This window comes from Brucella sp. GW823-FHT04E01, from assembly GCF_058796175.1.
Genome location: NZ_JBXAIK010000005.1, coordinates 32,460 through 58,155, shown reverse-complemented (window position 1 = coordinate 58,155; position 25,696 = coordinate 32,460). Strand labels below are relative to the sequence as shown.

The following is a 25,696-nucleotide window of genomic DNA, read 5'->3' as shown; positions in this document are numbered from 1 at the left end:
CGGATAGTTATGGAAAGTGAAGGCGCGAAACTCCAGTTTCGCGCCTTTTTCATGGATAGAACGGTTCCGGTTCAAGCGGAAACGGGAAACCGTTCTATCTCCTTGTTTTATCGCATTATCCTCACGCAAAACCGCTTCGCACTTTTGCAGGAAATGCTCAAATTGCCACAATCATTGCCAGGAAGCCGTGTTTCTGCCGTATTTTGCCCCCAAGGGCTAACACCAGAACTGCTGCCGGAAATCGCCGGTTGCATCTGGCCGCAAGAAAATATTAACCATACTTCTTGAGCCTGTCTTAACCTCAATATGATTATTGGATGGTTACGCAGGAACATCAAATCTTAAGGAGCTCCGGCCCATGCGCCGTATCCAGTCGATTGCACGTAGCCCGATCGCTATTGCCCTTTTCATGTCGCTCGCCGTTGCCGGTTGTGCGTCCAAGAAGAACCTTCCGAACAATGCCGGTGATCTGGGTCTCGGTGCAGGCGCTGCAACGCCGGGTTCCTCGCAGGACTTCACGGTCAATGTTGGCGACCGCATCTTCTTCGATCTCGATTCTTCGCTGATCCGCGCCGATGCACAGCAGACGCTTTCCAAGCAGGCCCAGTGGCTGCAGCGTTATCCGCAGTACTCGATCACGGTCGAAGGCCATGCCGACGAGCGCGGTACGCGTGAATATAACCTTGCTCTCGGCCAGCGCCGTGCAGCTGCCACCCGCGATTTCCTCGCTTCGCGTGGCGTCCCGACCAACCGTATGCGCACCATCTCCTACGGTAACGAACGTCCGGTCGCAGTTTGCGATGCCGACTCGTGCTGGTCGCAGAACCGTCGTGCCGTCACCGTTCTCAACGGTGCAGGCAGCTAATCTGCGGGCACCTGACAGTGTTACGGAAAAGCGGCTTTCGAGCCGCTTTTTTCGTTTTTGACCGCCTGTTTGGTCGTTTCGACAAACTTTGGCCGAAGTCGCACTTGTCATAGTGAGCGTCAAAAGGCCTTCGCTTTTCGCATTATCCGACGCAAAACCGCTTCGCACTTTTGCGGGAAATGCTCTAAAAGCGGAGCTGATCGTGCGGCAATCATGTTCAGCGTCTGTTCAGGCGCGGCACTCGATCATCGTGTTCGCCCCGAATTGGATGGGTGAATCGGATGGATGAATTAGCAGGGGCAAAAGGGAATGAGGAAACCAATGAGGAAAGTGACGCTGGCAATTGCCATGCTGCCGCTTTTGGTGAGTGCTCCGGTTCTGGCGGCATCTGTTTCTTCGCAAGGGGGGATTCAGCTCGCGCAGGCAGGTGCTCCCGGCGGCGATCAGTTTTCGCAGCAGGTCTGCAATCTGGCACATCAAAACGCCCAGTCCTATGCGCGCATCTTGCAGCTTCGCGACAAGATGCTGAAAATCCAGCGCGACAACGAAGCGCGTTTTCAGGCCTTGGAGAAGGGGCGTGGCGGCGCCCAGAATCCTGTCAGCATCGGTTCGACGGCAATTCTCGATGATGCCATGCGTGATAATGGCAGCGGCGGCGGTCAGGGCGGCGGCTATCAAAGCCCCGGCCTGCAGCAGGAACTGGTGCGCAACCTGACCGGAAAGGTCGAGGACGTGGACGCCCAGATTTCGTTCACCGATAATCAGTTGCAAAAGACGCAGGAAGACAATGAATTCCGGTTTGAAGAACTGGAAAAGAAGAACGGCGTAACCTCGCCTGCTTCCAGTGGTGCAGCTCAAGCGGCTCCCGCGGCAGCATCGCCGGGCGCCGATCTCTGCGCGCAGGGCATGGGCAACCCCGCTGCGATAGCAGATGCGCTGGGTGCGCGTGCGGAAGCCATGAACTTCCAGATCCTCGAAATGCAGGATCAGATGCAGAAGATGCAGGAAGCAAACGAAGGCCGCTTCCAGTTTCTGGAAACCGGCAAACGCGCCGATGCGGAAGTGCAGCAGGCTGGCGGCGACACGTCGCTCGCCGATGCCGGTTCCAGCCAAGGGACTAGTCAGGGCAATAACGGAAACCTCGATGGCGGGGTTTCCGGAAGCGCCCCCAAGAACGGTGGATACAACGCTTCTTCGCAGACTGCGGCCAACCAGTCTTCTGGCGCCGATTCCATGGCTATTGGTTCGAACGCACCCGCACAGGGTGGACCGGAACGTGGAGAGCCGCCGCAGTCGCTGGGTTCCATCCGGTTCGACGCCAATGGCAATGTAATCGGCGAAACGCTTGATGTCACACCGCGCACGGCACAGTCGGGTACGGCACCCGGCGCCACCTCGGGAGGAAATGCTGCAGGCGATACGGTCGCATCCCTTCCGACGGACGATAATCCCAGTTCGCTCTATCAGGCTTCCTATCAGTATCTGATGTCGGGCGATTACAAGGCAGCCGAAACCGGCTTCCGCGAGCATGTGAAGCGTTATCCGGCTGACCCCAATACGGCGGAAGCACGCTTCTGGCTCGGAGAATCGCTTTACGGTCAGGGCCGTTATCCGGAAGCGGCGACGGTATTCATTGATACGCAGCGCGATTATCCCGATTCGAAACGCGCGCCGGAAAACATGTTCAAGCTCGGCATGACGCTTGAAAAGATGGACAATCGCGATGTCGCCTGCGCCACCTTCGCGCAGATTCCAGAACGTTACCCCAAGGCAGCGCCCGCGATATTGAAGCGCGTTGCCGATGAGCGCAGCCGCGCAAAGTGCTGATTGCGGAGTTATTTCGTGGGGCTTAGCCCAAGCAATATTTCCAAATTATTCGAGCCATTCGGATTTGAGCAGGCCAAGGCCGTCATAGCCGCCGTTTCGGGCGGCAGCGATTCTCTCGGCCTGCTTTTCCTCCTCCGGGATTATATGGCCATGCTCCAGAACCCACCCCGGCTGATTGCTGTGACGGTGGATCATCAACTGCGCGCCGAATCGAAGGCCGAAGCCGAAAATGTCGGGCTGCTTTGCCGGCAATACGGGATTGAACACCGCATTCTCGTCTGGGACGAGGCCAAGCCTACAAGCGGGCTTGCCGCTGCTGCGCGGACGGCGCGCTATCGGCTGCTGGTGCAGGCCGCGCGGGATGTTGGCGGAGCCTTCATTGTCACCGGCCATACGCAGGACGACCAGATCGAGACCTTTCTGATGCGCAAGGAGCGTAGCGCCCATGCTGAGGCTCGCGGGCTTGCGGCCATGTCGTCGCGCTCGTTGCTGGACGGTCTTGGGCTCGAAGGCTCGGTTGAACTTGATCGTCCTCTGCTTTCTGTTTCCCGGCAGACACTGCGCGATGAATTGCGGGGCAGGGGTATCAATTGGGTGGATGATCCCAGCAATGCGAACACTGAATATGAACGACCGAGAATTCGTCTGGGCATTGCCGCCGAGGCTGACAGACAGGTGGTTCTCGATCAGATTGCCGAGGCTGGAGCGGCGCGTGAGCGGGACAATGCTGCCTTGATTGCTGCGCTGGGCGACCCGGCGAGCTTGCGTGTAGATGCTACCGGGGCCTTGCTTATCGATCCGCAGCTCTACGCCGTGCTTCCTGACAATGTGAGACGTCTCTTCGCAGGATTGCTTGCGGCCATCGCTGGCGGACGCCGTTTCCTGCCGGGTGATAGCGAGCGGTCGCGCATTGAACGGGTTCTGTCCGGAGATGATGACACGCATCGCTTGACTGTATTTGGCGCCCTCATCGAGCGGGGCGACAGCGGCTCACCGCATCGGTTTCTTCGTGAAAAACGCAATCTGCCAAAGCTCCATCTGGAGCCGGACAAGCCAATTGTCTGGGACGGTCGATTCCGTTTCTTGAACGAAGGCATGATGGATTTTGAGCTCGCTGCACCGGGACGGCAGGAACTTGCCGACTTCCTGAAGTCGCAGAATATCGAAATCGAATCTCGAAAACGTGAGGCCTTGCTGGTTTCGCCGGCTCTTTACAGAGATGGCAGGCTTTTCGCTCTACCTTTCCTATCCGACGGAAACTTTCTGCAAGACATTCATATCGAACGGCATTTTGCGATCTTCGATCACGTGTTGCCGGGGCATGATTTCGACCTTGCAAGGGCCATGGAAGCCCGCATCGGACGTATCTGCGCGGAAATGTCCTAATTTTTGTAAACCAGAGTGAGAAGAATCGAGGATGTGGGGTCGAACGCGCCTTGGCAAGGCCATCCTTCGATCCTATGTTAGACCGAAACATCGTTCCGTGCCCGCGGAATGGCCGTGGTATCGATTGGACCCGATATGAATCCGAACTATCGCAACTTCGCCCTTTGGGCGATCATTGCTCTTCTTTTGATCGCGCTGTTCAACCTGTTCCAAAGCCCAGGTCAGCGCTCCAATTCCCGTGAAGTTTCCTATTCGCAGTTTATTGACGACGTTTCCAACGGTCGCGTGAAATCGGTCACGATTACCGGCCAGCGGATCAGCGGTACGTTTGCTGATAATGGCTCGACCTTCCAGACCTATTCGCCGGGCGATACGGGTCTTGTTTCGCGCCTTGAAAGCAAGGATGTCGCGATTACTGCGCGCCCTGAAACCGACGGTTCCAGCTCGCTGATCGGCATTCTCCTGTCGTGGCTTCCGATGATCCTGATCCTCGGCGTATGGATTTTCTTCATGCGCCAGATGCAGGGTGGCTCGCGCGGTGCGATGGGCTTCGGCAAGTCCAAGGCCAAGCTTCTGACGGAAGCACATGGCCGCGTGACTTTCCAGGACGTCGCCGGTGTTGACGAAGCCAAGCAGGATCTTGAGGAAATCGTCGAATTCCTGCGCGATCCGCAGAAGTTCCAGCGCCTGGGCGGCAAGATTCCGCGTGGCGTGCTGCTCGTGGGCCCTCCCGGCACCGGTAAGACGCTTCTGGCGCGCTCCGTAGCAGGCGAAGCCAATGTGCCATTCTTCACCATTTCCGGTTCGGACTTCGTTGAAATGTTCGTCGGTGTTGGTGCAAGCCGTGTCCGCGACATGTTCGAACAGGCCAAGAAGAATGCGCCTTGCATCATCTTCATCGACGAAATCGATGCCGTCGGTCGTCATCGCGGCGCTGGTCTCGGCGGCGGTAATGATGAACGCGAACAGACGCTCAATCAGCTTCTGGTCGAGATGGACGGCTTTGAAGCCAACGAATCGATCATCCTGATCGCGGCGACCAACCGCCCCGACGTTCTCGATCCCGCGCTCTTGCGTCCGGGCCGTTTCGACCGTCAGGTTGTGGTTCCGAATCCGGATATTGTCGGTCGCGAACAGATTCTCAAAGTGCATGTGCGCAATGTGCCGCTTGCACCCAATGTCGATCTCAGGGTTGTCGCACGTGGCACGCCGGGCTTCTCCGGTGCCGATCTCGCCAACCTCGTCAACGAAGCTGCCCTCATGGCCGCGCGCCGCAACAAGCGCCTTGTGACCATGCAGGAATTCGAAGACGCCAAGGACAAGATCATGATGGGTGCGGAACGCCGCTCCGCCATGACGCAGGAAGAAAAGGCCAATACGGCCTATCATGAAGCCGGTCATGCCATCGTTGCGATCAACGTGCCGAAGGCTGATCCGGTCCACAAGGCAACGATCATTCCGCGCGGTCGTGCGCTCGGCATGGTGATGCAGCTTCCGGAAGGCGACCGTTATTCGGCGACCTATACCTGGATGGTATCGCGTCTTGCCATCATGATGGGCGGTCGTGTGGCCGAAGAGCTGAAGTTCGGCAAGGAAAACATCACTTCCGGTGCTTCCTCCGATATTCAGCAGGCCACCAAGCTTGCCCGCTCGATGGTGACCCAGTGGGGCTATTCCGACAAGCTTGGCCGTGTGGCCTATGGCGACAATCAGGAAGAAGTCTTCCTTGGCCATTCGGTGTCCCGCACGCAGAATATTTCGGAAGAAACCGCGCAGATCATCGACGCCGAAGTGCGTCGCCTGATCGACGAGGCCTATGCCGAGGCGACCCGCATCCTGACCAAGAAGAAGAAGGACTGGATCGCGCTTGCCGAGGGTCTGCTCGAATATGAAACGCTCTCCGGCGACGAGATCAAGGAACTGATTGCGGGCAACAAGCCGTCGCGCGATCAGGGCAACGATACGCCGTCGCGTGGTTCGGGTGTGCCGAAGGCTGGAAGCCCGCGCAAGCGCAAGGGCAGCGAGCCTGGCAACGAACCGGGTATGGAGCCGCAGCCGCAATAAGCTGCCTGAAAGCGAAACCAAGAAAGCCGGGCTTGTCCCGGCTTTCTTGTTATCTGGCTTTGTTTGGGCTTACCGCAAAGGCTCATTAAGGATTTCGGCGCATCATATTGCGTCAGATTACGACTTAGGACGTGGGAACGTTAAACCTGCCGCAAAAGGCGAAATTGCATTTGTGGGTGTTTTCGCGTTAAGAACAGCGAAAATCTGCTGTCCGGCAACCGGCAGCCATTGCTCGCCGATCAATTCAGGCGGCATATATTTGAAGACATAGAGAGCGGTTCATGGCTCAGCGCAAGGCGAAACAGATGACACGGAAATATTTTGGAACCGATGGCATTCGCGGACAGGCAAACAGCTTCCCGATGACACCGGAAGTTGCCATGAAAGTCGGTATGGCTGTCGGTCACATCTTCCGCCGCAAGGGCCAGACTTCGCGCGTTGTGATCGGCAAGGATACGCGCCGTTCGGGCTATATGCTTGAAAACGCGCTGGTGGCCGGTTTTACCGCTGCCGGTATGGATGTTTTCCTGCTTGGCCCGATCCCGACGCCTGCCGTTGCAATGCTCTGCCGCTCGCTGCGTGCCGATATCGGCGTCATGATTTCCGCATCGCACAATCCATTCTATGACAATGGCATCAAGCTTTTTGGTCCGGATGGTTTCAAGCTTTCTGACGAGATCGAGCTGAAGATCGAGGCGATGATCGATGGTGATCTGACCCCTTATCTGGCCAGCCACGGTGATGTCGGCCGCGCCAAGCGCGTCGACGGCGATATCTATCGCTATATCGAATTCGCGAAGCGTACACTGCCGCGCAATATCGACCTGAACGGCCTGCGCATTGTTGTCGATTGTGCCAATGGTGCGGGTTACAAGGTTGCCCCTGCCGCCCTGTGGGAGCTGGGTGCGGAAGTCATCACCATCAACAACGAGCCAAACGGCATCAACATCAACGAGGATTGCGGTTCGACGCATCCGATCGGCCTGATGAAGAAGGTTCACGAAGTGCGCGCCGATGTCGGCATCGCGCTGGATGGCGATGCGGACCGTGTGCTGTTGGTCGATGAAAACGGTACCGTCATCGATGGCGACCAGCTGATGGCCGTGATCGCTGAAAGCTGGGCTGCAAGTGATCGTCTCGAAGGCGGCGGCATCGTGGCAACCGTCATGTCCAACCTTGGACTGGAGCGCTTCCTTGCCGACCGTCATCTGACGCTGGCCCGCACCAAGGTGGGCGACCGCTATGTGGTCGAACATATGCGCGAACATGGCTTCAATGTCGGTGGCGAGCAGTCCGGCCATATCGTTCTGTCCGATTATGCGACGACTGGCGATGGTCTCATTTCGGCATTGCAGATCCTTGCTGTCGCGCAGGAGCAGGGCAAGCCAATCAGCGAAATCTGCCGCAAGTTTGATCCGGTGCCGCAGCTTTTGAAGAACGTTCGTACCTCGGGCGGCAAGCCGCTGGAGAACAAGCGCGTGAAGAGCGCAATTGACGAAGCTACCGAGCGTCTTGGCGTTCAGGGCCGTCTGGTTATCCGCCCATCCGGCACGGAGCCACTTATCCGCGTCATGGCAGAAGGTGATGATCGTGGTCTGGTGGAAAAGGTCGTCAACGATATCATCGACGTGATCTCGTCCGAGGGCAGCGCTGCGGCCTGATGCCTTTAAAGATAATGCGAGCAAAGGCGCGGGTTTTGTCCCGCGCCTTTTGCGTTTGGAATGCATTTTGTACATTAGCGAGTGTTAATGAACTTGGTAAAAAAACAAGGTTAAGTTGTATTTAACTTTTGCCGAATAGTCTCCCCTCAAACATCCGTACCCGTCGCTTTCAGCGGCGCGATTCTCCGATGGGGCAGACATATGAAAAGTTTTACGAAAGCTCTTTTTGCCGGTGTGGCGGCATCGGTTGCCCTGATGGCTGCAGCGCCCGTCGCTTCTGCGGCCGACATACTGGAGCCAGTTCCAGAAGTTCCGGAAGTCGTTGTCGCTCCGCCCGCCGTTGGTGGCTGGTATTTGCGCGGCGATATCGGTTACTCCAAGGCCAAGTTCAAGGACGCTGATTACGCGACCATCGATAATTGCGCGACCTGCGGCGGCGGCTCGCCGACCTTCGGCAGCAACACGCTTTATGGCGATCTCAAGGGGTCGTTCCTCGTGGGCGGCGGTGTCGGTTATCAGGTGACGGATTATTTCCGTACCGATCTGACGGTAGACTACATGACCCGCGCCAAGTTTGATGGCCACACTTATGGTTCGGCCTGTAACGGTGACATCAACTGCGCTTCCGACGAGCGCGGTCGCTTCTCGGCTCTCTCCATTCTGGCCAATGCCTATGTTGATCTCGGCAATTTTGCCGGCTTCACGCCTTATGTCGGCGCTGGCATTGGTGGAACGCGGGTGAAGTGGGGCGATCTGGACGATGTTCGCTATGGTGGTACGCAGGAAGGCGCTGCCAACTGGCGCTTTACCTACGCGCTCATGGCCGGTGCGTCGGTCGATCTCACACAGAACCTCAAGCTCGATGCGGGCTATCGCTATCGCCATATCAATGGCGGCAAGATGTTTGAAGGCAATCAGTGGATCGGTGACGGATACGACAACGGCATGAACGTGCATGATGTGCGCGTCGGCCTGCGCTATATGTTCGGCGGTGCAGGCCCGGCCTATGCTCCGCAGCAGGTTTCGACCATCGTAGACGGTCCCGTTTACAAGTAATTGCAAATCGCGCGATGAAAATAAGGCCCGGTCATCCGGGCCTTATTTGTTTAGAAGTACAGTAAACATATCCCTATATTTATGCGATCTTAACCATGTTCATTCATACATGATGATACATTCATAAGCGGGGATATCATCATGTCTATGCAATGGCGTGCTTTCTGTTCGTCGGCTGCTTTGCTGGCCGGATTATGCGTCGCATCGCAGTCTTTTGCCGCCGATCTCGATATGATCAGCTACGAACCGGGCGCTCCGGTGCAGCAGCCGGTCGAGGTCGGGTCCGGTTGGTATCTGCGCGGCGATATCGGCTACAATCTCTCCTCCAAGGTCAAGGTTCAGACAGAGACATCTTTCTGGAGCGCATCGCAAAGCTATGATCTGGACAAGAATGTCGTGCCGTCCGTCGGTGTCGGTTATCAGTTCACGGATAATCTGCGCGGCGACGTGACGCTCGGCTATTCCAAGCAGAGCTTCGACGACTTGGACGTCGATGTTCGTAGCTGGGACATGATGGCCAACGCCTATGTCGATCTCGGCAATTATTACGGCTTCACACCTTATCTCGGTGCAGGCCTTGGCTTCGCCAATGTGCGCTATTCCATTGATACGGCCTATGGTAACTACAAGACCGACGATGAATATCGTCTCGCCTGGGCGCTGATGGCGGGTGTGGGCATCGACGTGGCATCCAACATCAAGCTTGATATCGGCTATCGTTATGGGGTCATCGAGGGTGCTGATATTGCAAGTGCTGCAGGCCTCACGCTCAGCGACAAGGATATTCAGTCCCATCAGCTGCGCGCCGGTGTGCGCTTCACGACATGGTAATACCAAGTCTCATTGAGTTTGACTCATCGAGACCTGGTTAAGCCCGTGCGGTAATTGAGCATTTTCAGGGTGTGATGCGTTAGCATCTTAGCGCCCTGCTATAATTGCAGCGGGTCTTTCGGCCCGCTTTGCAGTTTATTGTTTTAGTTGTGTCGAATTTTTCGTTTTCATATGCGACCCGAATCCTTACAGGTGAAAGAACGCGTCGAGCGCGTTTCCTGAAAAGGGGAGGGTTATGAAAGCAATTGCAGCATTTTCAGATTTCGTAGGCCGGACTTTTGCCATCTGGGTCATTGTCTTTGCCATTCTCGGCTTTGTTCTGCCGTCTACGTTCAGCGTATTTGCGCCATGGATCGTGGTTCTGCTCGGCATCATCATGTTCGGGATGGGCCTGACCATTTCCGGCAAGGATTTTGCGGAAGTCGCCAAACGACCTTTCGAGGTCGCCATCGGTGTGCTGGCCCAGTTCATCATCATGCCGCTTCTCGCCGTGTTGCTGACGCGTATCATCCCGATGTCACCGGAAGTGGCTGCGGGCGTTATTCTGGTCGGTTGCTGCCCCGGTGGAACGGCCAGCAACGTCATGACCTATCTGTCGAAGGGCGACGTGGCACTAAGCGTGGCCTGCACGAGCGTCACGACCTTGCTGGCGCCTCTCGTGACGCCTTTCCTGGTCTGGTTCTTCGCCAGCCAATATCTGCCGGTCGATGCGATGAGCATGTTCATCAGCATCGTGAAGGTGATTCTCCTGCCTCTGGCGCTGGGTTTCATCCTGCAAAAGCTGGTGCCGGGTTTGGTCAAGGCGGCTGTGCCCATGTTGCCGCTCGTGTCAGTCATCGGCATTGTGCTCATCGTTTCCGCCGTCGTGGCTGTCAACAAGGCCGCTATCGCCCAGTCTGGCCTGCTGATCTTCGCGGTTGTCGTTCTGCATAACAGCTTCGGTCTGGTTCTAGGCTACTTCGCAGCGCGCTTCGCGGGTCTGTCGCTTGCCAAGCGCAAGGCGATCAGCATCGAGGTCGGGATGCAGAACAGCGGCCTTGGCGCGGCGCTCGCCAATGCGCATTTCTCGCCGCTGGCGGCTGTGCCGAGCGCCGTTTTCAGTGTCTGGCACAATATCTCCGGTGCGCTGATTGCGAGCTATTATGCGCGCATGGAAGAAGAGCTGTCTGAAACGAAGACAGCGACCCGATAACGAAATTCTACCCGCCCGAAGCAATTCGGGCGGGTTGGGTAAAAATATTCCCAGAAAGGCGTATTGATGAAAAATGCGCTTTCAGCTATCCCAGTAAGTGGGCCACGTCTCCCCAACGAGACGCGTGCTATCTGAGAGGATAGAAACAACATGACGACGATTGCGAAGCCGGCAGTTCGCCCGGCTAATCCTAATTTTTCATCCGGTCCCTGTGCAAAACGTCCCGGCTGGTCGCTGAATGCGCTGGTCGATGCGGCGCTTGGCCGTTCGCACCGTGCGAAAATCGGCAAGACAAAGCTCAAAGAGGCCATTGATCTTACCCGCGAAGTGCTGCAGGTGCCTGCCGATTACCGTATCGGTATCGTGCCTGCTTCCGACACCGGCGCTGTCGAGATGGCGCTGTGGTCCATGCTCGGCGCACGCGGCGTCGATATGGTCGCGTGGGAAAGCTTCGGTTCGGGCTGGGTCACGGATGTGACCAAACAGCTCAAGCTCGAAGATGTTCGCACCTTCGACGCGCCTTATGGTGAGATTGTCGATTTTTCGCAGGTCGATTTCGACCGCGATGTGGTCTTCACCTGGAACGGCACCACGTCCGGTGCGCGCGTCCCGAATGGCGATTTCATTCCGGCAGACCGCAAGGGCCTGACCTTCTGCGATGCAACATCTGCCGCTTTCGCGCAACGCCTCGATTTTCCGAAACTCGACGTCGTAACCTTCTCCTGGCAGAAGGTTCTGGGCGGTGAGGGTGCACACGGCATCCTGATCCTCAGCCCGCGTGCTGTCGAACGTCTGGAAAGCTACAAGCCTGCTTGGCCGTTGCCGAAGATTTTCCGCATGACCAAGGGCGGCAAGCTGATCGAAGGCATCTTCGTCGGCGAAACCATCAACACGCCGTCCATGCTCTGTGTGGAAGACTATCTCGATGCGCTGAAATGGGCGAAATCGCTCGGCGGTCTCGATGCGCTGGTTGCGCGTGCCGATGCGAATTTTGCAGTTCTCGACGGCTTTGTCGCAAAGACGCCGTGGATTGCCAATCTGGCGGTGAAGCCGGAAACGCGCTCGAACACCTCCGTCTGCCTTACGATTGTCGATCCGGAAGTGACGGCCTTGTCTGCCGACGAGCAGGCCGCTTTCGCCAAGGGCATTGTCACTGCGCTCGACAAGGAGGGCGTTGCCTATGACATCGGCGCTTATCGCGATGCACCTTCGGGTCTGCGCATCTGGGCCGGTGCCACGGTGGAAACTTCCGATCTGGAAGCGCTGACGCATTGGCTGGATTGGGCTTTTGCAACGCAAAAGGCTGCGCTGAAAGCTGCTGCCTGAGCATTTCGTGCATGACGCCGTGGTCCGCGTTGGGGCGGCCACGGTCCGCATCCCCCATTATTCATAGCATTTCCTGAAGCAGATCGGTCTGTGTTTACGGGAAATGTTTGGTCTGAAAATGTTTGAAGGAGGCCTCCATGGCACCTCGCGTTCTCGTATCCGATAAGCTTTCGCCCACTGCCGTCCAGATTTTCAAGGATCGCGGCGTGGAAGTCGATTACCTGCCTGATCTCGGCAAGGACAAGGAAAAGCTTCTCGAAGTCATCGGCGATTATGATGGTCTGGCGATCCGTTCGGCCACCAAGGTCACGGAAAAGCTGATTGCAGCTGCCAAGAAGCTCAAGGTCGTTGGTCGCGCCGGTATCGGCGTGGACAATGTCGATATTCCGGCGGCTTCGCGCCGCGGTATCATTGTCATGAATACGCCGTTCGGCAACTCGATCACCACTGCCGAACATGCCATTGCGCTGATGTTCGCCGTGGCGCGGCAATTGCCGGAGGCAGACACCTCCACCCGCGCAGGCAAGTGGGAAAAGAACCGCTTCATGGGCGTGGAAATCACCGGCAAGACGCTGGGTGTCGTCGGTTGCGGCAATATCGGTTCGATTGTCGCGACCCGGGCCATCGGCCTGAAGATGCATGTGGTGGCTTTCGATCCGTTCCTGTCCGAATCTCGTGCGCAGGAACTGGGCGTTGAAAAGGTTGAGCTTGACGAACTGCTTGCCCGCGCCGATTTCATCACGCTGCACACGCCATTGACCGACAAGACCCGCAATATCATCAATGCGGAAAACCTTGCCAAGACAAAGCCGGGTGTGCGTATCGTCAATTGCGCCCGCGGTGGCCTGATCGTGGAAAAGGATCTGGTGGCAGCGCTGAAATCCGGCCATGTGGCCGGTGCCGGTATAGACGTTTACGAAACGGAACCGGCGACGGAAAACGAACTTTTTTCGCTGCCCAATGTCGTCTGCACGCCGCATCTCGGTGCATCGACCTCGGAAGCGCAGGAAAATGTTGCGCTTCAGGTGGCCGAACAGATGTCGGACTATCTCGTGAAGGGCGCCGTTTCCAACGCGATCAACATGCCGTCGATCACGGCGGAAGAAGCGCCGCGCCTCAAGCCGTTCGTAAAACTTGCCGATGTGCTTGGCGCTTTCGTCGGTCAGGTCACGGATGAGCCGATCCAGGAAGTGGAAGTGCTGTTCGACGGTTCCACCGCCACGATGAACACGCGCGCATTGTTGAGTGCGGCTCTGGCCGGTCTCATCCGTCCGCAGGTCGCCGACGTCAACATGGTTTCCGCACCGATCATGGTGAAGGAACGCGGCATCATCGTTTCGGAAGTCAAGCGCGACAAGTCCGGTATCTTCGACGGTTATATCAAGCTGACGGTGAAGACCACCTTGCGTGAACGCTCCATCGCCGGAACCTGCTTCTCGGACGGCAAGGCGCGTTTCATCCAGATCAAGGGAATCAATCTCGATGCCGAGGTCGGCCCGCACATGCTTTACGTCACCAACAAGGACGTTCCGGGCATGATCGGCCTGCTTGGCACGATCTGCGGCAAGCACAATATCAACATCGCAAACTTCTCGCTCGGACGTGACCATCCGGGTGGCGATGCGATCGCCATGCTCTATGTGGATGAACAGATTCCACAGGCAGCACTTGACGAACTGACGGCTCAAGAGGCAATCAAGGCGGCAACACCGCTTGAGTTCAACGTCGGAGAAGTTTGAGAAAATGGTTGAAGAGATGGTACAGCCGGAATGGCGGCGCATGCACGAGCAGGATATTGCGGGCGTGACTGCGGTTGCTAATGTTGTCCATCTCGACTTCTTTGAAGATGAGGCGGTCTTCCGGGACCGCTTCAAACTCTATCCGGCGGGCTGCTTCGTGCTCGCCCGTGATACTGAAATCCTTGGTTATGGCATCAGCCATCCGTGGAAGCTCGATACGGTTCCGGCTCTCAACGCCGTTCTGGGCGAACTGCCGGATGATACCAACACCTACTATATCCACGATATCGCGCTTCTGCCTGATGCCCGTTCCAGCGGTGCTGCCACACGTGTCGTGGAACTGATGGCCACGCAAGCCGAACGCGACGGCTTCGTTACCATGTCTCTCGTTGCAGTCAACGGCTCGCAAGGCTTCTGGGAAAAGAAGGGCTTTGTCGTCCGCGATCTTCCGGCGCTTGAGGAAAAGCTCAAGAGCTATTCGGATGATGCACTCTATATGGTCCGCGCCGGCTAGGTCGCGGATATTCCGTTTCTGACGGTCTGCAAATGGCGTGATTTTTCGCTTCCGGTGCTCATGTACATCTCCTGGACGCATAGTCTTGTCCGAAAAATCTGCAACTTTTCGGGACTATGCTTGAATGTACATTCCGCTCCGGGTCTCAAATCCCACCATTTTCGCCACGCAATAAACGGAATCTCAAGCGACCTAAGCGCCCTCCGTTTCCGACGGCTGTTCAAAAATAGCAAATTCTTGCACGAAAGAGTCGCGCAATCCCGTTTCAATCTGTATAGAGACGAGGGATCAGCACCCTGTAGCCTCAACTGGCGATGACCGGGCCGCTTCGATCCTTGGATTTTCAAATAGAAGCCAAGGAGTTTCTTCAATGGCAAATGTGGTTGTCGTCGGATCGCAATGGGGCGATGAGGGCAAGGGTAAGATCGTTGACTGGCTGTCCGAACGCGCCGATGTCATCGTGCGCTACCAGGGTGGTCATAACGCAGGTCATACGCTTGTTATCGACGGCGTCAGCTACAAGCTTTCGCTGCTGCCATCCGGCCTCGTGCGCGGCAAGCTGAGCGTCATTGGCAACGGTGTCGTTGTCGATCCGCATCATTTCGTTGCTGAAACCGAGAAGCTGCGCGCACAAGGTATCGACATCAACCCGGATGTGCTGCGTATTGCTGAAAACGCTCCGCTCATCCTTTCCATCCATCGCGATCTCGACGCCATGCGCGAAGGCTCCAATTCGGGTCTCAAGATCGGCACGACCAAGCGCGGCATTGGCCCAGCCTACGAAGACAAGGTCGGCCGTCGCGCCATCCGCGTGATCGATCTGGCCGAGCCGGAAACGCTGCAGCCAAAGGTCGAACGTCTGCTGGCGCACCACAATCTGCTGCGTCGCGGCATGGGGCTTGAGGAAATTGCGGTCGAAACCATTTTGACCGAACTGACCTCGGTTGCCGATCAGATTCTGCCCTATATCGATCAGGTCTGGCGCGTTCTCGACGAACGTCGCAAGGCGGGCGACCGTATCCTGTTCGAAGGCGCGCAGGGCGCACTGCTCGACAACGACCACGGCACGTATCCGTTCGTGACGTCCTCCAACACGGTTGCCGGTCAGGCTGCCGCCGGTTCGGGCCTCGGCCCGACGGCCATCGGTTATGTGCTTGGCATCACCAAGGCCTATACGACCCGCGTTGGCGAAGGTCCGTTCCCGACCGAGCTGAACGACGAGATCGGCGAATTCCTCGGCACCAAGGGCCATGAATTCGGCGTGGTAACGGGTCGCAAGCGCCGCTGCGGCTGGTTCGATGCCGTCATTGTGCGCCAGACGGTTCGTACTTCCGGTATCACCGGCATTGCGCTCACCAAGCTCGATGTTCTCGATGGTCTGGACGAAATCAAGATCTGCGTCGCCTATGAACTCGACGGCAAGCGCATCGACTATCTGCCGTCCTCCATGGGCGCGCAGGCACGCGTCAAGCCGATCTATGAAACGCTGCCGGGCTGGTCCGAAACGACCGCCGGTGCGCGTTCGTGGAATGATCTTCCGGCGCAGGCTGTCAAATACGTCCGTCACATCGAAGAACTGATCGGTGCGCCGGTGGCGATGCTCTCCACCAGCCCGGAACGCGAGGACACGATCCTCGTCACTGATCCGTTCCACGACTGATTGTTTGCAGTCAATGAGCGATATGTTCGGAGCAGCTTTTCCGGAAGCTGCTCCGATTTTGTTTCGACCGTTGTACAAAGAACGCAATGGGCCGTACAAAGCTTCGCATCAGGGTGAATTTTGCCACTATTTCACCGCATCATTTTGAAAGTCTTCGCTAAATCGTAGCCAGAGACTTTGCTTTCCCTTGATTATTGTGATTATTGGGACATTTATTGCATCCTGTGCTTATTGTTCATCTGGACGGGCGGAAACCGGGTAAGACGGAATGGCGGATTTTGTAGCGGTACTGAAAAAGACGATCGATGCGCAGGCGGACAAATCGCCCGAATTGCGCCAGCGCGTTTACGCGAAAGCGCGCGCAACGATCGAGCAAAAGCTTGTTACGGCAAATGCCTCGCAGGCTGTAGCTGTCCGCCAGCGCAATATTCTCGAAGATGCCATTGCCGAGGTTGAAGCCTTTTATGCGCCGCCAGCCGCCGTACCGGAAGAGCCGGTTGAGGATGCGCTGGAAGATTTCCTGCAGGAGGCGAATCAGGACGCAGCAGAGCGCGCGCAGGCGCATGAAGATGATGACGAACCCGCATTCTCCAGTGCACCGCGCGACGAGCGTCGCGACAATTTCTCCAGTGAAGATGATGACGCACCGGCCTTTGCAGCCGAGCGCAGCGACGACTGGAAACTGGACCGCGCCAAGGAAAAGGCGCAGGCCCGCCGCAGCGAATATATCGAACGCACCTCCAAGAAGGAGCAGCGTTCCTATAAGGGGCTGATTGCAGCTCTGGTCGCCGTTCTGGTTCTCGGCGGTGCTGGCTATGCGGTCTGGGCCAACAAGGACAAGATTCAGGAACTGGCGTCGAGCCTTGGACGCAGCGATGCGCCTGTGACCGGTTCCGATACCGGGACGCATCCCGAAGATTCGACGACTCCGCCAGCCGACACCAACACGGCGACAACGGGTGGCGAGCAGACACCGGAACAGCCGCAGCAGCCTGCAGGCGAACCGAAAATGACGCAGCGGCTGATGCCGGATGGCAGCGAAACCGATAGTGGATCTGCCGGTGCTGCAAACGGAATCGGCGAGGGTACGTCGACCGCTGCTTCCACGCCTGCGCCCGCTGAAACGAATACGCAGAACGGAGCGCAGCCCGGACAGAACCAGACCGTTGCCGTCGGCCAGCAGGCGCTTCTTTATGAAGAACGCGGTGGCGCCGGTTCGGATTCGGTCGAGCGTGGCAATGTGGTCTGGTCGACGATCGAGGAAAGCCCGGAAGACGGCAAGCCTGCTGAACCGGCAGTCCGCGCGACCGTTACAATGCCGACCAGCAAGGTCGAGCTGAAGATGACCATCCGCAAGAATACGGATCAGTCCATCCCGGCGAGCCATCTGATCGAGCTGGTCTTCACCGTGCCAGAAGGGTTTACCGGTGGCGTCGTGGACAATGTACAGCGCATTACCTTCAAGGACACGGAACAGGCGGCAGGCAATCCGCTGATCGCCGTGCCGTCGAAGATCGGCGACAACTTCTTTATCGTGTGGCTGAACGACGCCCGCACGGCGCAGGACACCAATCTTTCACTGATGCGCCGCCTGCAGTGGATCGATATTCCGATCTCCTACCGCAACGGTCGCCGCGCCCTTATCAGCCTTGAAAAGGGCGTGCCGGGCGAGAAGGCGTTCAACGACGTGCTCGGCACGAACTAGTCTTACATATCAAAACAGAAAAAGGCCGCTTTGAGCGGCCTTTTTTATTTTGACGCGAGCCGAGATAGTGCCGGTTACTTCTTTTCAGCGAAAGCCTTGATGGCCTTGGCGATTTCGTTTCGGGCTGCTTCGGCGCTGTCGAAACCGCCCAGTTCAACGACCTTACGGCCTTCCGGCAACTGCTTGTAGACGCGGAAGAAAGCTTCGAGACGCTGCTGTTCGATCTTCGGCAGATCGGTGATTTCCTTGATGTTGTCATAGGTCGGATCGATGTCCGTGGTCGGGACGGCGACGATCTTGTCGTCCTGGTCGCCACCATCGATCATCTTCAGGACGCCGATGGGACGAACCTTGATAATCGCACCCGGAACAATCGGCTCACGCGTATAGATGAGCGCGTCGAGCGGATCGCCGTCGCCAGCAAGCGTGCTGGTGATCGAGCCGTAATTGGCCGGATAGATCACAGGCATGGACTGGTAGCGATCGACGACGATGTGACCGGTCTTGTCATCGATTTCGTATTTGGTGAAGCTGCCTTGCGGGATTTCGATGGCTGTGAAGAACTCCGTCCCGTCCTGTTCCTTCTGCGGATAATCGAGGAAGGAGACATATTCGGAAGCAGATGCGGCGGTGGCAGCGGTAAGCGCAAGAGCTGCGGCGAGCAGGAGCTTTTTCATGGGATGACCTTCGGGCTGGAGCATGTCTCCCGAAAGTGGGAACCGGTTTCGGGACAAGACATGCGTAAAAACAAAAGGCTGGAGCGGTTCCGACGAATCCGTTTCAACTGGCCCGCTCCAGGGTGAAACACACCCTCGTCCCTAAAGCCAATCCATTACAGTTGTTTGACGGTTTTATATTGCTTGGATGACAGTTTCCGTGAGGAACCGCCTGCGATATTCCGCCGGACTGATCCCGATCTTCTGACGGAAATGATGGCGAAGCGTGTGCGCGCTTCCAAAGCCGACTGAAGCAGCAACATCGTCAATACTTGCCTGTCCCTGAGAGAGCAATTCCCTGGCAGCCGCGATACGCTCCATGGTGAGCCAGTCGCCGGGCGTGGCGCCGGTTGCCTCAGTAAAGCGCCGCAGGAATGTGCGTGGGCTCATCCGGCACGCAGCCGCCATGCGCTCGATTGTCCATTCCGCGGCAAGATCGGCACGCATCCTGTCCAGAACCGGGCTGATTGTGGTGCCTTCGCGCCTTGTGACCGGACGTTCGAGAAACTGTGCCTGTCCACCCGTGCGGTGAGCGGGCATGACCAGCCGCCGGGCAACGGAATTTGCGGCGGCGGCTCCGAAATCCTGTCGAACGATTTCGATGAGGAGGTCTATTCCGGCTGCGCTGCCGGCCGAAGTGAAGATGCGATCATGTTCGCGATAGAGCGACGCATCATCGACATCTATTGCGGGATGTTTGTTACGCAGCGCGTCGGCATAGCGCCAGTGCGTGGTGGCGGTGCCACCGTCGAGCAGTCCCGTCGCAGCCAGGACGAAAGCCCCTGAACAGATGGAGGCGAGGCGCGCTCCGCGCTGGTGCGCGTGTCGCAGCCTTTCGCTGATGGCTTCCGGCACCGGAACGTCTGCACCTTTCCAGCCCGGAATAATGATGATGTCGGCCTCGTCAATGAGATCGGGACCGCCATCGGGCGTGATGACGAACCCGCCATGTGCACGCAACGGGCCGTCTTCAATCGGGCAACTGGCGAAGCGATACCATCCCGGTCCCATTTCCGGGCGGGGCAGGCCAAAGATTTCGGCGACTATGCCGAATTCAAAGGTGCAAAGCCGGTCATAGAGAAGCGCTACGACGAGTGGGCCTTTAAGGTCTGGTATCTGGTTTGTCATTATCTTTACGTATATTGTCAATCACGCCAATTGCAAGTGAATTGGAAAATGGGCGACAATCTTTCCGAAGACAAAGGAGATCGCCCATGGATAGTGTGACAAAGACCGACAGGAAATCAGCCGTAACTGCCATCCCGCCAGCGCCTAGCGCATTGGCGTGGGATCATTTCGCAGCCGAATTCACATTCGAGACGGATTGCTGGGACGTGCACGATGCCTTGTCCAAAGGAGCCGATTTCGTGCTTCTCGACGTGCGTAGCCCTGTGCATTTTGCAGAGGCGCATATTCCGGGCGCAATCAATCTGCCGCACGGCAAGATTATCGCGTCCAAGATGGCGGAATGGTCGCAGGAAACGATTTTCGTCACTTATTGTGCAGGACCGCATTGCAATGGCGCGGCGCGTGGCGCCTTGCGGCTCGCCAATCTCGACCGGCCGGTCAAGATCATGGCGGGCGGGCTGACAGGCTGGATAGATGAAGGATTTGAACTCGCCAAAGGCGAGGGGGCTCAGTAACGCCCAAATAATTCTGCCGCAGAACGGTTGTCCGTCTGCGGCAGAAAGAACTTGTCAGCGTCGGTTTGGTGCCTTGTGACTTTAGGCGTGCGCTTCCTCGACATGGTTCAGCGCCTTCTGCTGCTTGTAGGCAGCGGCCTTCACCGCAGCCTGCACCTTTTCAAACGCACGCACTTCGATCTGGCGCACGCGTTCGCGGCTGATACCGAACTCGCTGGAAAGGTCTTCCAGCGTCATCGGGTCGTCCGAGAGGCGGCGCGCCTCGAAAATGCGGCGTTCACGGTCATTCAGCGTATCCATCGCCTGTTCGAGCATGGAGCGGCGGTTTTCCAGCTCGTCCTGCTCGATCAGAACCTGCTCCTGGCTGCTGCTGTCATCGACCAGCCAGTCCTGCCATTCGCCGGATTCGCCTTCCGAAGCGCGTAGGGGCGCATTCAGCGACGCGTCACCGGACAGACGGCGGTTCATGGAAACCACTTCGTCTTCGCTGACCTTGAGCTTGGTCGCGATCTGCTTGACCTGATCCGGGTTAAGATCGCCATCATCGAGCGCCTGAATCTTGCTCTTCATCTTGCGCAGATTGAAGAACAGGCGCTTCTGATTGGCGGTCGTGCCCATCTTCACAAGGCTCCACGAGCGCAGGATATATTCCTGGATCGAGGCCTTGATCCACCACATGGCATAGGTGGCAAGACGGAAACCGCGTTCAGGTTCGAAACGCTTCACGGCCTGCATGAGGCCGACATTGCCTTCGGAAATTACTTCACCAATCGGCAGGCCGTAGCCGCGATAGCCCATGGCGATCTTGGCCACGAGACGCAGGTGGCTTGTCACCAGCCTGTGGGCGGCCTTGGGATCGGTATGTTCGTGGTAGCGCTTGGCCAGCATGTATTCTTCCTGCGGCTCAAGCATGGGAAAGCGACGAATTTCTTCCAGATAACGGGTAAGGCCACCGTCACCGGACGTGATGCTTGGGAGATTCATCTGGGCCATAGAGCACCCTCCTTTATAATTTCAGGTTCCCGTTTGGCGAACCTGTCGCGGGGGCTGCCTCCTGCACTTCCCTCTCGCGAGCCCTCATATATAGGCATGATTTTGGCGAAAACACGATCCTTTAACTCATGAAACAATCTGTCACTACAATGTGAACGCTGCTCGGGGCCAAAGGTTGCGTGGCTGGAGTATCTTCTGCATTTCCCGAAACACAGAAAATACCCTGTCTTTTTATTTTGCGCGCATCTTGTCCCGAAAACCGGTTCCCACTTTTCGGGATGCGCTTTGGTCTGAAATGAATTGTTTTTTGCGGCAAGAGAGCGGCTTTCACTGCAGCCGCGCCCCCGATCTTGATGATGGAAACAGCCTGTTGTTTATCAGCTATCCATCCTTTCGGCCAACCACGATAGTTGCCAGTATTATATAGAATGCTTCCGGAAATTTTCCAGAAGGTGCTCCATATCTTCCGGTACCGGCGCTTCGAAACGCATCAGTTCCTCCGTGGCCGGATGGGTGAAGGCGAGCAGCCAGGCATGCAGTGCCTGCCGGTGGAAACCGCGCACGGCCTCTTTCAACGGTTCCGGCAGCTTGTTGGCCTTGGTCTTGTAGGCGCTGCCATAGTCCATGTCGCCGACAAGCGGATGGCCGATATGCGCCATGTGCACGCGGATCTGGTGGGTGCGACCGGTCTCAAGGCGGCATTCGACGAGCGAGGCCAGTGCGGTTGCATCTTCAAGGGGGGCGAATTTTTCGACCGTCACATAATGGGTGATGGCGTGTCGGGCATCCTCGCGCTCTTCATTGACCACGGCCTGCTTGGTGCGGTCGCGATGCGAGCGTCCAAGATGTGCATCGATGAAGCCCTGCGGGCGCTCTGTCATGCCCCAGACGAGTGCGAGATAGGCGCGTTCCAGATCGCCGGTGCGGCCATGGTCGGCAAATTGTTCGCTCAAATGCCGATGCGAACGGTCATTCTTGGCCACGACCATGACGCCGCTCGTATCCTTGTCGAGACGATGAACGATGCCGGGGCGGCGAATTCCACCGATGCCCGACAAGCTATCGCCACAATGATATATAAGGGCATTGACGAGTGTTCCCGTCCAGTTGCCGTTGCCTGGGTGAACGACAAGCCCGGCGGGTTTGTTGATCACGATGAGATCATCATCCTCGTAAAGAATATCGAGCGGTATGTTCTCGGCGATCGGTTCGGCTGGTTCCGGCTCAGGCAGTACGATGGCGATTGTCATGCCTTCGCGCAGCTTCTGCTTGGTTTCACGGGCGGGCGCGCCGTCGATGGTCACATGGCCATCGGCAATAAGGGATTGAACGCGGCTGCGCGAGAGTTCCGGCCCCAATGCTGCGGCCAGCCACTGGTCGAGACGCTTGCCTGTGGCGTCGGAGTCGGTCGTAAGCTCTTTCAATCGTGTCTTTCCTTTAAGAGAATGGGCCTCTATGAGAGCGAGCCTGTTTTAACGAAATCGTCAGAACTGCTCTATCTCTTGGTTTTACCGCATTATGCGACGTCAAATGTTTCCATTTGGCTGCAAAATGCTCTATCACGCGCCACACGCCATAACATGGCGAAGTTCGAACCGGAGTCGTTGAATGCAGGATCCACACTATCCGAGATACCAGAATCATCAGGATTCAGGCTATCAGGACTATCAGCAGGGCTATTACCCGGATGAACAGGCTGAGCCCGCGCTTGATCCAGCCATGGAACGTGTGCGCCGCAAAATGATCCGGCTTCTGGCCGTCTCCATCGGTGTCATGCTGATCGGTCTTATGGCCGTGCTTGTCGCCGTTGTCTACAAGATCAATCGCGCGCCGGAAACCCCGCCAGCGGAAGAAGCCCGTTCCGATATTCCCGGACAGGCCGCTTCCGCTCCGGTAAAGCCGGAACCGCCGAAGCTGATCGAATCGCAGATCAACCTGACGCCGGGCACCCGTCTTCTCTCGCAAAGCCTTTCCGGCAATGAACTTTCGCTGGAAACCCTGCTGCCGGATGGCGGTACGGAACTCATCATCTATGACTATCGCGAGTCGCGCATCATCGGGCGCATCAAGCTCGGCAATGTCGAATAATACCAAGTCGCGTTGAGTTTGACTCACCGAGACTTGGTTAAGCCCGTGCGGCGATTGAGCATTTTCAGGGCGTGGATAGCGTTAGCATCTTAGCGCCCTGCTATGAAGCGGATAGAGGCTGATCAGGGCGGCATGATTGCCGCCTTGTTTGTTTCTCCCTTCGAGGATTGCACTTTTTCTCTTTGGCGATTATATCAGCGACATGGCTTAAGCGCCCATCGTCTAGCGGTCAGGACGGCGCCCTCTCACGGCGCAAACAGGGGTTCGATTCCCCTTGGGCGTACCATCACTTCTTCCGGAGACAGTATTTTACACTTTCGCGGATGCGCGTTAGGGTCGATCCCGACAAGAGATCAATCAGGCGCGGAGGAACGATGAGCGTTTCAATCAAGACCGGATCGGCGAACCTCATCTGTGATGGTATCGATAAAGGTGCGGTGGAATATAGCGTCGCTATTCCCGATGACGGCGTGGACCTCACAAAGCGCGGCAAGTTCTGGGGCAGCAAGGATGCAATATCCGATGCGATGGGGGCATCGACGGTCGGCCTCCAATCACATGAAGGCGACATCTATCCGGTAGCAGTCGAAGAGCTGGATCGCGACGGAGCAGCGCTCTTTACCGTGCTTGCTCCAGCCGACTGACAATCACTGGCAATGGCTCTGAATAAAGCGGGTACGCACCGATTAGTGCGCAAGCGGGACTGGTGTTTTTCTGCTGTGGTGTCGCTGGCTTTTGGTGCTGCGACGGCACTCATATTCTTCTATATCGTGCTTTTCGGCGTCGGCGATGATGGATATCTTGTCATATTCAGCATCTATACTGCGCCTGTGGCGATAGTCTTCGGCCTTTGGGGTCTGTTTTATCGGCGCAGTTTTGTTGCGTTCATCGCCCTCTTCCTCTGTCTGTCCCCGCTCATCTATCTGAGCATTTTCTGATTTTTCCATGCCCTTCATTCGTGGATTTGGGAGAAGAGTTCCGCAATGGCGGAACTCTAAACAGGGGATCACTTCTTGCGGGGAGGCGGATCAAATTTAGTACATGCGTAATAGCCATTCTTGCATTTCACACACATGCCCATGTCACATTGCTTTGTGCAGTCAGAACCGCTGGTATAATAGCATTGGCCGGACTGCCCGGGTGCTATCAGCAGACTTGCGGTCTTGTATGGTGTCGGCAATTTCGTTTGGTTTTGAGTGATACTGTCGTTGGATTGGGCCATCGCACCGAAAGACGTGAGAGCTGCAATTGCCATTCCAAAGAATAAGATTTTTGCTTTCATGAATTTCTCCATAGTTACCGGATAAGCGTATTTCACAATCCGAAACAGCGCATTCGCAATAGAACGGGAGACAAAAAGTAGCGCTAGATCACAGATGATTACATGAGCGTTTTGGCGGCGAAGTCTGGACGTTACATTCGAAAAATCTGCAATTATCCCGTGTTCGCGGGATATGAATGTTGCGTGTGCTGGTGATAAAGTTAATGCATGTGGAAAAATGGATCGAATATTTATCCTCAAATCCATAATGCTGTCCGGGTGAAAGGTATTCTTTCCGAACCTTTCTCGCCTAGAGATGTGCGCCGGGTTGCTCCAGGCTGGCCTTATTCCAGATACTTCTCGTTCCTTGCCGAAAACTGCACAGACAACCAACCGGAAGGCAACGCGCTTTTCGTGCGGGTGGGCAGGGGACAATACCATCTGAACGACAAGGCTGTCGGGTTCGATTTCGAACGGTTAGTGGATCTTAGTCACTAAAGTACATTCACAGGAATGGGTTGGGGAGATCGCGGTCGGTCCAGTTGCAAAAATTTGCAACTGGCGGTGCGACGGTGCATAATCGGGGCATGAGTGAATCATACAAGAAACCCGATTATGAACAGGAACTGCGCCAGGCAGGTGTCCGCATCACGCGACCACGCCGGATCATCCTGAACATATTGACCGAGACGGAAGATCATCCCGACGCGCTGGAGATTTTTCGCCGCGCGGTCGAGATCGACAGCAGCATCTCGCTTTCGACTGTCTATCGCACGATGAAGCTTCTCGAAGAGCGCGGTGCCATCCACCGGCACGCCTTCGCCGGAGGGCCTTCGCGTTTCGAACAGGCGAGTGGCGCGCATCATGATCACATCATCGATATGGATTCCGGCGATGTGGTGGAATTCCGCTCCGACAAGATCGAAAAACTGCAGGAAGAGATCGCCCGATCGCTCGGTTACGAGATTGTGCATCACCGGCTGGAACTTTATTGCAAAAAAATACGAAACTGACGGAACCAAGTTTCTTCTGCGGCGTTAAGCGCGCATGAAGGTCGTGACCCCGCCCCCACAACGCGGCCTTCAGAGTTCGCCTCAACCTCCCCGCACGAGGCGAGCGGCGAGAATGCCGCGCTAACCGTCAAACGTTATGCAGCTGGCGTTCCGCAA

At 56.7% G+C, this 25,696-nt stretch carries 25 protein-coding genes and 1 tRNA gene; 21 read left to right on the top strand and 5 right to left on the bottom strand.

The genetic code is table 11. The annotated features are described in order from the left end of the window. Window positions 1-9: 9 nt before the first annotated feature. From AC1RHM_RS20050 to AC1RHM_RS19985, 14 genes are all read left to right on the top strand, one after another. A complete protein-coding gene (locus AC1RHM_RS20050) occupies window positions 10-288 on the top strand; it encodes a hypothetical protein (RefSeq protein ID WP_010661372.1) in 279 nt (92 codons plus the stop codon). 70 nt (window positions 289-358) lie between these two features. Beyond that, window positions 359-865: a peptidoglycan-associated lipoprotein Pal gene (gene pal, locus AC1RHM_RS20045; protein WP_010661371.1), complete on the top strand. Its 507-nt coding sequence runs from the start codon at window positions 359-361 to the stop codon at window positions 863-865. 309 nt (window positions 866-1,174) lie between these two features. Next, window positions 1,175-2,692 carry a tol-pal system protein YbgF gene (gene ybgF, locus AC1RHM_RS20040; protein ID WP_010661370.1) on the top strand — a complete coding sequence of 506 codons (1,518 nt, stop codon included), beginning with the start codon at window positions 1,175-1,177 and terminating at the stop codon, window positions 2,690-2,692. A gap of 15 nt (window positions 2,693-2,707) precedes the next feature. Continuing rightward, entirely contained in the window at window positions 2,708-4,078 is a 1,371-nt protein-coding gene (gene tilS / locus AC1RHM_RS20035; protein ID WP_010661369.1) for a tRNA lysidine(34) synthetase TilS, read from the top strand. Between the two features lie 135 nt (window positions 4,079-4,213). Then, window positions 4,214-6,142 carry an ATP-dependent zinc metalloprotease FtsH gene (gene ftsH, locus AC1RHM_RS20030; protein WP_010661368.1) on the top strand — a complete coding sequence of 643 codons (1,929 nt, stop codon included), beginning with the start codon at window positions 4,214-4,216 and terminating at the stop codon, window positions 6,140-6,142. A gap of 305 nt (window positions 6,143-6,447) precedes the next feature. Next, window positions 6,448-7,803, top strand: coding sequence for a phosphoglucosamine mutase (gene glmM / locus AC1RHM_RS20025; RefSeq protein WP_010661367.1), 1,356 nt, complete (start codon window positions 6,448-6,450; stop codon window positions 7,801-7,803). A gap of 201 nt (window positions 7,804-8,004) precedes the next feature. Continuing rightward, a complete protein-coding gene (locus tag AC1RHM_RS20020) occupies window positions 8,005-8,859 on the top strand; it encodes an outer membrane protein (RefSeq protein ID WP_010661366.1) in 855 nt (284 codons plus the stop codon). A 141-nt stretch (window positions 8,860-9,000) separates the two neighbouring features. Then, window positions 9,001-9,690, top strand: coding sequence for an outer membrane protein (locus AC1RHM_RS20015; protein WP_029376271.1), 690 nt, complete (start codon window positions 9,001-9,003; stop codon window positions 9,688-9,690). Window positions 9,691-9,925: 235 nt separating this feature from the next. Next, window positions 9,926-10,882: a bile acid:sodium symporter family protein gene (locus tag AC1RHM_RS20010; RefSeq protein ID WP_010661364.1), complete on the top strand. Its 957-nt coding sequence runs from the start codon at window positions 9,926-9,928 to the stop codon at window positions 10,880-10,882. A 150-nt stretch (window positions 10,883-11,032) separates the two neighbouring features. After that, window positions 11,033-12,208, top strand: coding sequence for a phosphoserine transaminase (locus tag AC1RHM_RS20005; RefSeq protein ID WP_010661363.1), 1,176 nt, complete (start codon window positions 11,033-11,035; stop codon window positions 12,206-12,208). A gap of 137 nt (window positions 12,209-12,345) precedes the next feature. Further along, the gene (gene serA / locus AC1RHM_RS20000) at window positions 12,346-13,947 is read left to right on the top strand and encodes a phosphoglycerate dehydrogenase (protein ID WP_010661362.1); all 1,602 of its coding nucleotides are present in this window, start codon (window positions 12,346-12,348) and stop codon (window positions 13,945-13,947) included. Between the two features lie 4 nt (window positions 13,948-13,951). Next, window positions 13,952-14,461 carry a GNAT family N-acetyltransferase gene (locus AC1RHM_RS19995; RefSeq protein WP_010661361.1) on the top strand — a complete coding sequence of 170 codons (510 nt, stop codon included), beginning with the start codon at window positions 13,952-13,954 and terminating at the stop codon, window positions 14,459-14,461. A gap of 370 nt (window positions 14,462-14,831) precedes the next feature. Further along, window positions 14,832-16,121, top strand: a complete 1,290-nt coding sequence (locus tag AC1RHM_RS19990) for an adenylosuccinate synthase (RefSeq protein WP_010661360.1) — start codon at window positions 14,832-14,834, stop codon at window positions 16,119-16,121. A 268-nt stretch (window positions 16,122-16,389) separates the two neighbouring features. Then, entirely contained in the window at window positions 16,390-17,826 is a 1,437-nt protein-coding gene (locus AC1RHM_RS19985) for a hypothetical protein (RefSeq protein WP_010661359.1), read from the top strand. 74 nt (window positions 17,827-17,900) lie between these two features. On the opposite strand, the gene AC1RHM_RS19980 is transcribed toward AC1RHM_RS19985, so the two are convergent. Both AC1RHM_RS19980 and ftrA read right to left on the bottom strand, forming a co-directional pair. Then, window positions 17,901-18,503, bottom strand: coding sequence for an inorganic diphosphatase (locus AC1RHM_RS19980; RefSeq protein ID WP_029376270.1), 603 nt, complete (start codon window positions 18,501-18,503; stop codon window positions 17,901-17,903). 174 nt (window positions 18,504-18,677) lie between these two features. Further along, window positions 18,678-19,670, bottom strand: coding sequence for a transcriptional regulator FtrA (gene ftrA / locus AC1RHM_RS19975; RefSeq protein ID WP_010661357.1), 993 nt, complete (start codon window positions 19,668-19,670; stop codon window positions 18,678-18,680). An 86-nt stretch (window positions 19,671-19,756) separates the two neighbouring features. Between ftrA and AC1RHM_RS19970 the strand changes: the two genes are divergently transcribed. After that, entirely contained in the window at window positions 19,757-20,185 is a 429-nt protein-coding gene (locus tag AC1RHM_RS19970; RefSeq protein ID WP_010661356.1) for a rhodanese-like domain-containing protein, read from the top strand. 81 nt (window positions 20,186-20,266) lie between these two features. On the opposite strand, the gene rpoH is transcribed toward AC1RHM_RS19970, so the two are convergent. Then, window positions 20,267-21,178: an RNA polymerase sigma factor RpoH gene (gene rpoH, locus AC1RHM_RS19965; protein ID WP_010661355.1), complete on the bottom strand. Its 912-nt coding sequence runs from the start codon at window positions 21,176-21,178 to the stop codon at window positions 20,267-20,269. A 419-nt stretch (window positions 21,179-21,597) separates the two neighbouring features. Next, window positions 21,598-22,602, bottom strand: a complete 1,005-nt coding sequence (locus tag AC1RHM_RS19960; protein ID WP_010661354.1) for an RluA family pseudouridine synthase — start codon at window positions 22,600-22,602, stop codon at window positions 21,598-21,600. A 184-nt stretch (window positions 22,603-22,786) separates the two neighbouring features. On the opposite strand from AC1RHM_RS19960, the gene AC1RHM_RS19955 reads away from it, so the two are divergent. The 4 genes from AC1RHM_RS19955 (at window position 22,787) to AC1RHM_RS19940 (ending at window position 24,204) form a co-directional block, all read left to right on the top strand. Beyond that, window positions 22,787-23,266 (top strand): hypothetical protein, encoded by a 480-nt coding sequence (locus AC1RHM_RS19955; protein ID WP_010661353.1) that lies wholly within the window; start codon window positions 22,787-22,789, stop codon window positions 23,264-23,266. Between the two features lie 211 nt (window positions 23,267-23,477). Next, window positions 23,478-23,552 (top strand) — tRNA-Glu (locus AC1RHM_RS19950). Between the two features lie 88 nt (window positions 23,553-23,640). Then, complete coding sequence (locus tag AC1RHM_RS19945; RefSeq protein ID WP_010661352.1) at window positions 23,641-23,910, top strand: hypothetical protein; 270 nt, start codon at window positions 23,641-23,643, stop codon at window positions 23,908-23,910. 12 nt (window positions 23,911-23,922) lie between these two features. Then, window positions 23,923-24,204 carry a hypothetical protein gene (locus tag AC1RHM_RS19940; protein WP_029929574.1) on the top strand — a complete coding sequence of 94 codons (282 nt, stop codon included), beginning with the start codon at window positions 23,923-23,925 and terminating at the stop codon, window positions 24,202-24,204. A 68-nt stretch (window positions 24,205-24,272) separates the two neighbouring features. Here AC1RHM_RS19940 and AC1RHM_RS19935 read toward each other — a convergent pair whose 3' ends face one another. Continuing rightward, window positions 24,273-24,548 carry a hypothetical protein gene (locus AC1RHM_RS19935; protein ID WP_010661350.1) on the bottom strand — a complete coding sequence of 92 codons (276 nt, stop codon included), beginning with the start codon at window positions 24,546-24,548 and terminating at the stop codon, window positions 24,273-24,275. A 207-nt stretch (window positions 24,549-24,755) separates the two neighbouring features. Here AC1RHM_RS19935 and AC1RHM_RS19930 point away from each other — a divergent pair, with 207 nt between their 5' ends. Beyond that, on the top strand, window positions 24,756-25,025 hold the full coding sequence (locus AC1RHM_RS19930; RefSeq protein WP_071634167.1) for a hypothetical protein: 270 nt from the start codon (window positions 24,756-24,758) through the stop codon (window positions 25,023-25,025). 89 nt (window positions 25,026-25,114) lie between these two features. Beyond that, window positions 25,115-25,540 carry a ferric uptake regulation protein gene (locus AC1RHM_RS19925; RefSeq protein ID WP_010661349.1) on the top strand — a complete coding sequence of 142 codons (426 nt, stop codon included), beginning with the start codon at window positions 25,115-25,117 and terminating at the stop codon, window positions 25,538-25,540. Window positions 25,541-25,696 lie beyond the last annotated feature (156 nt).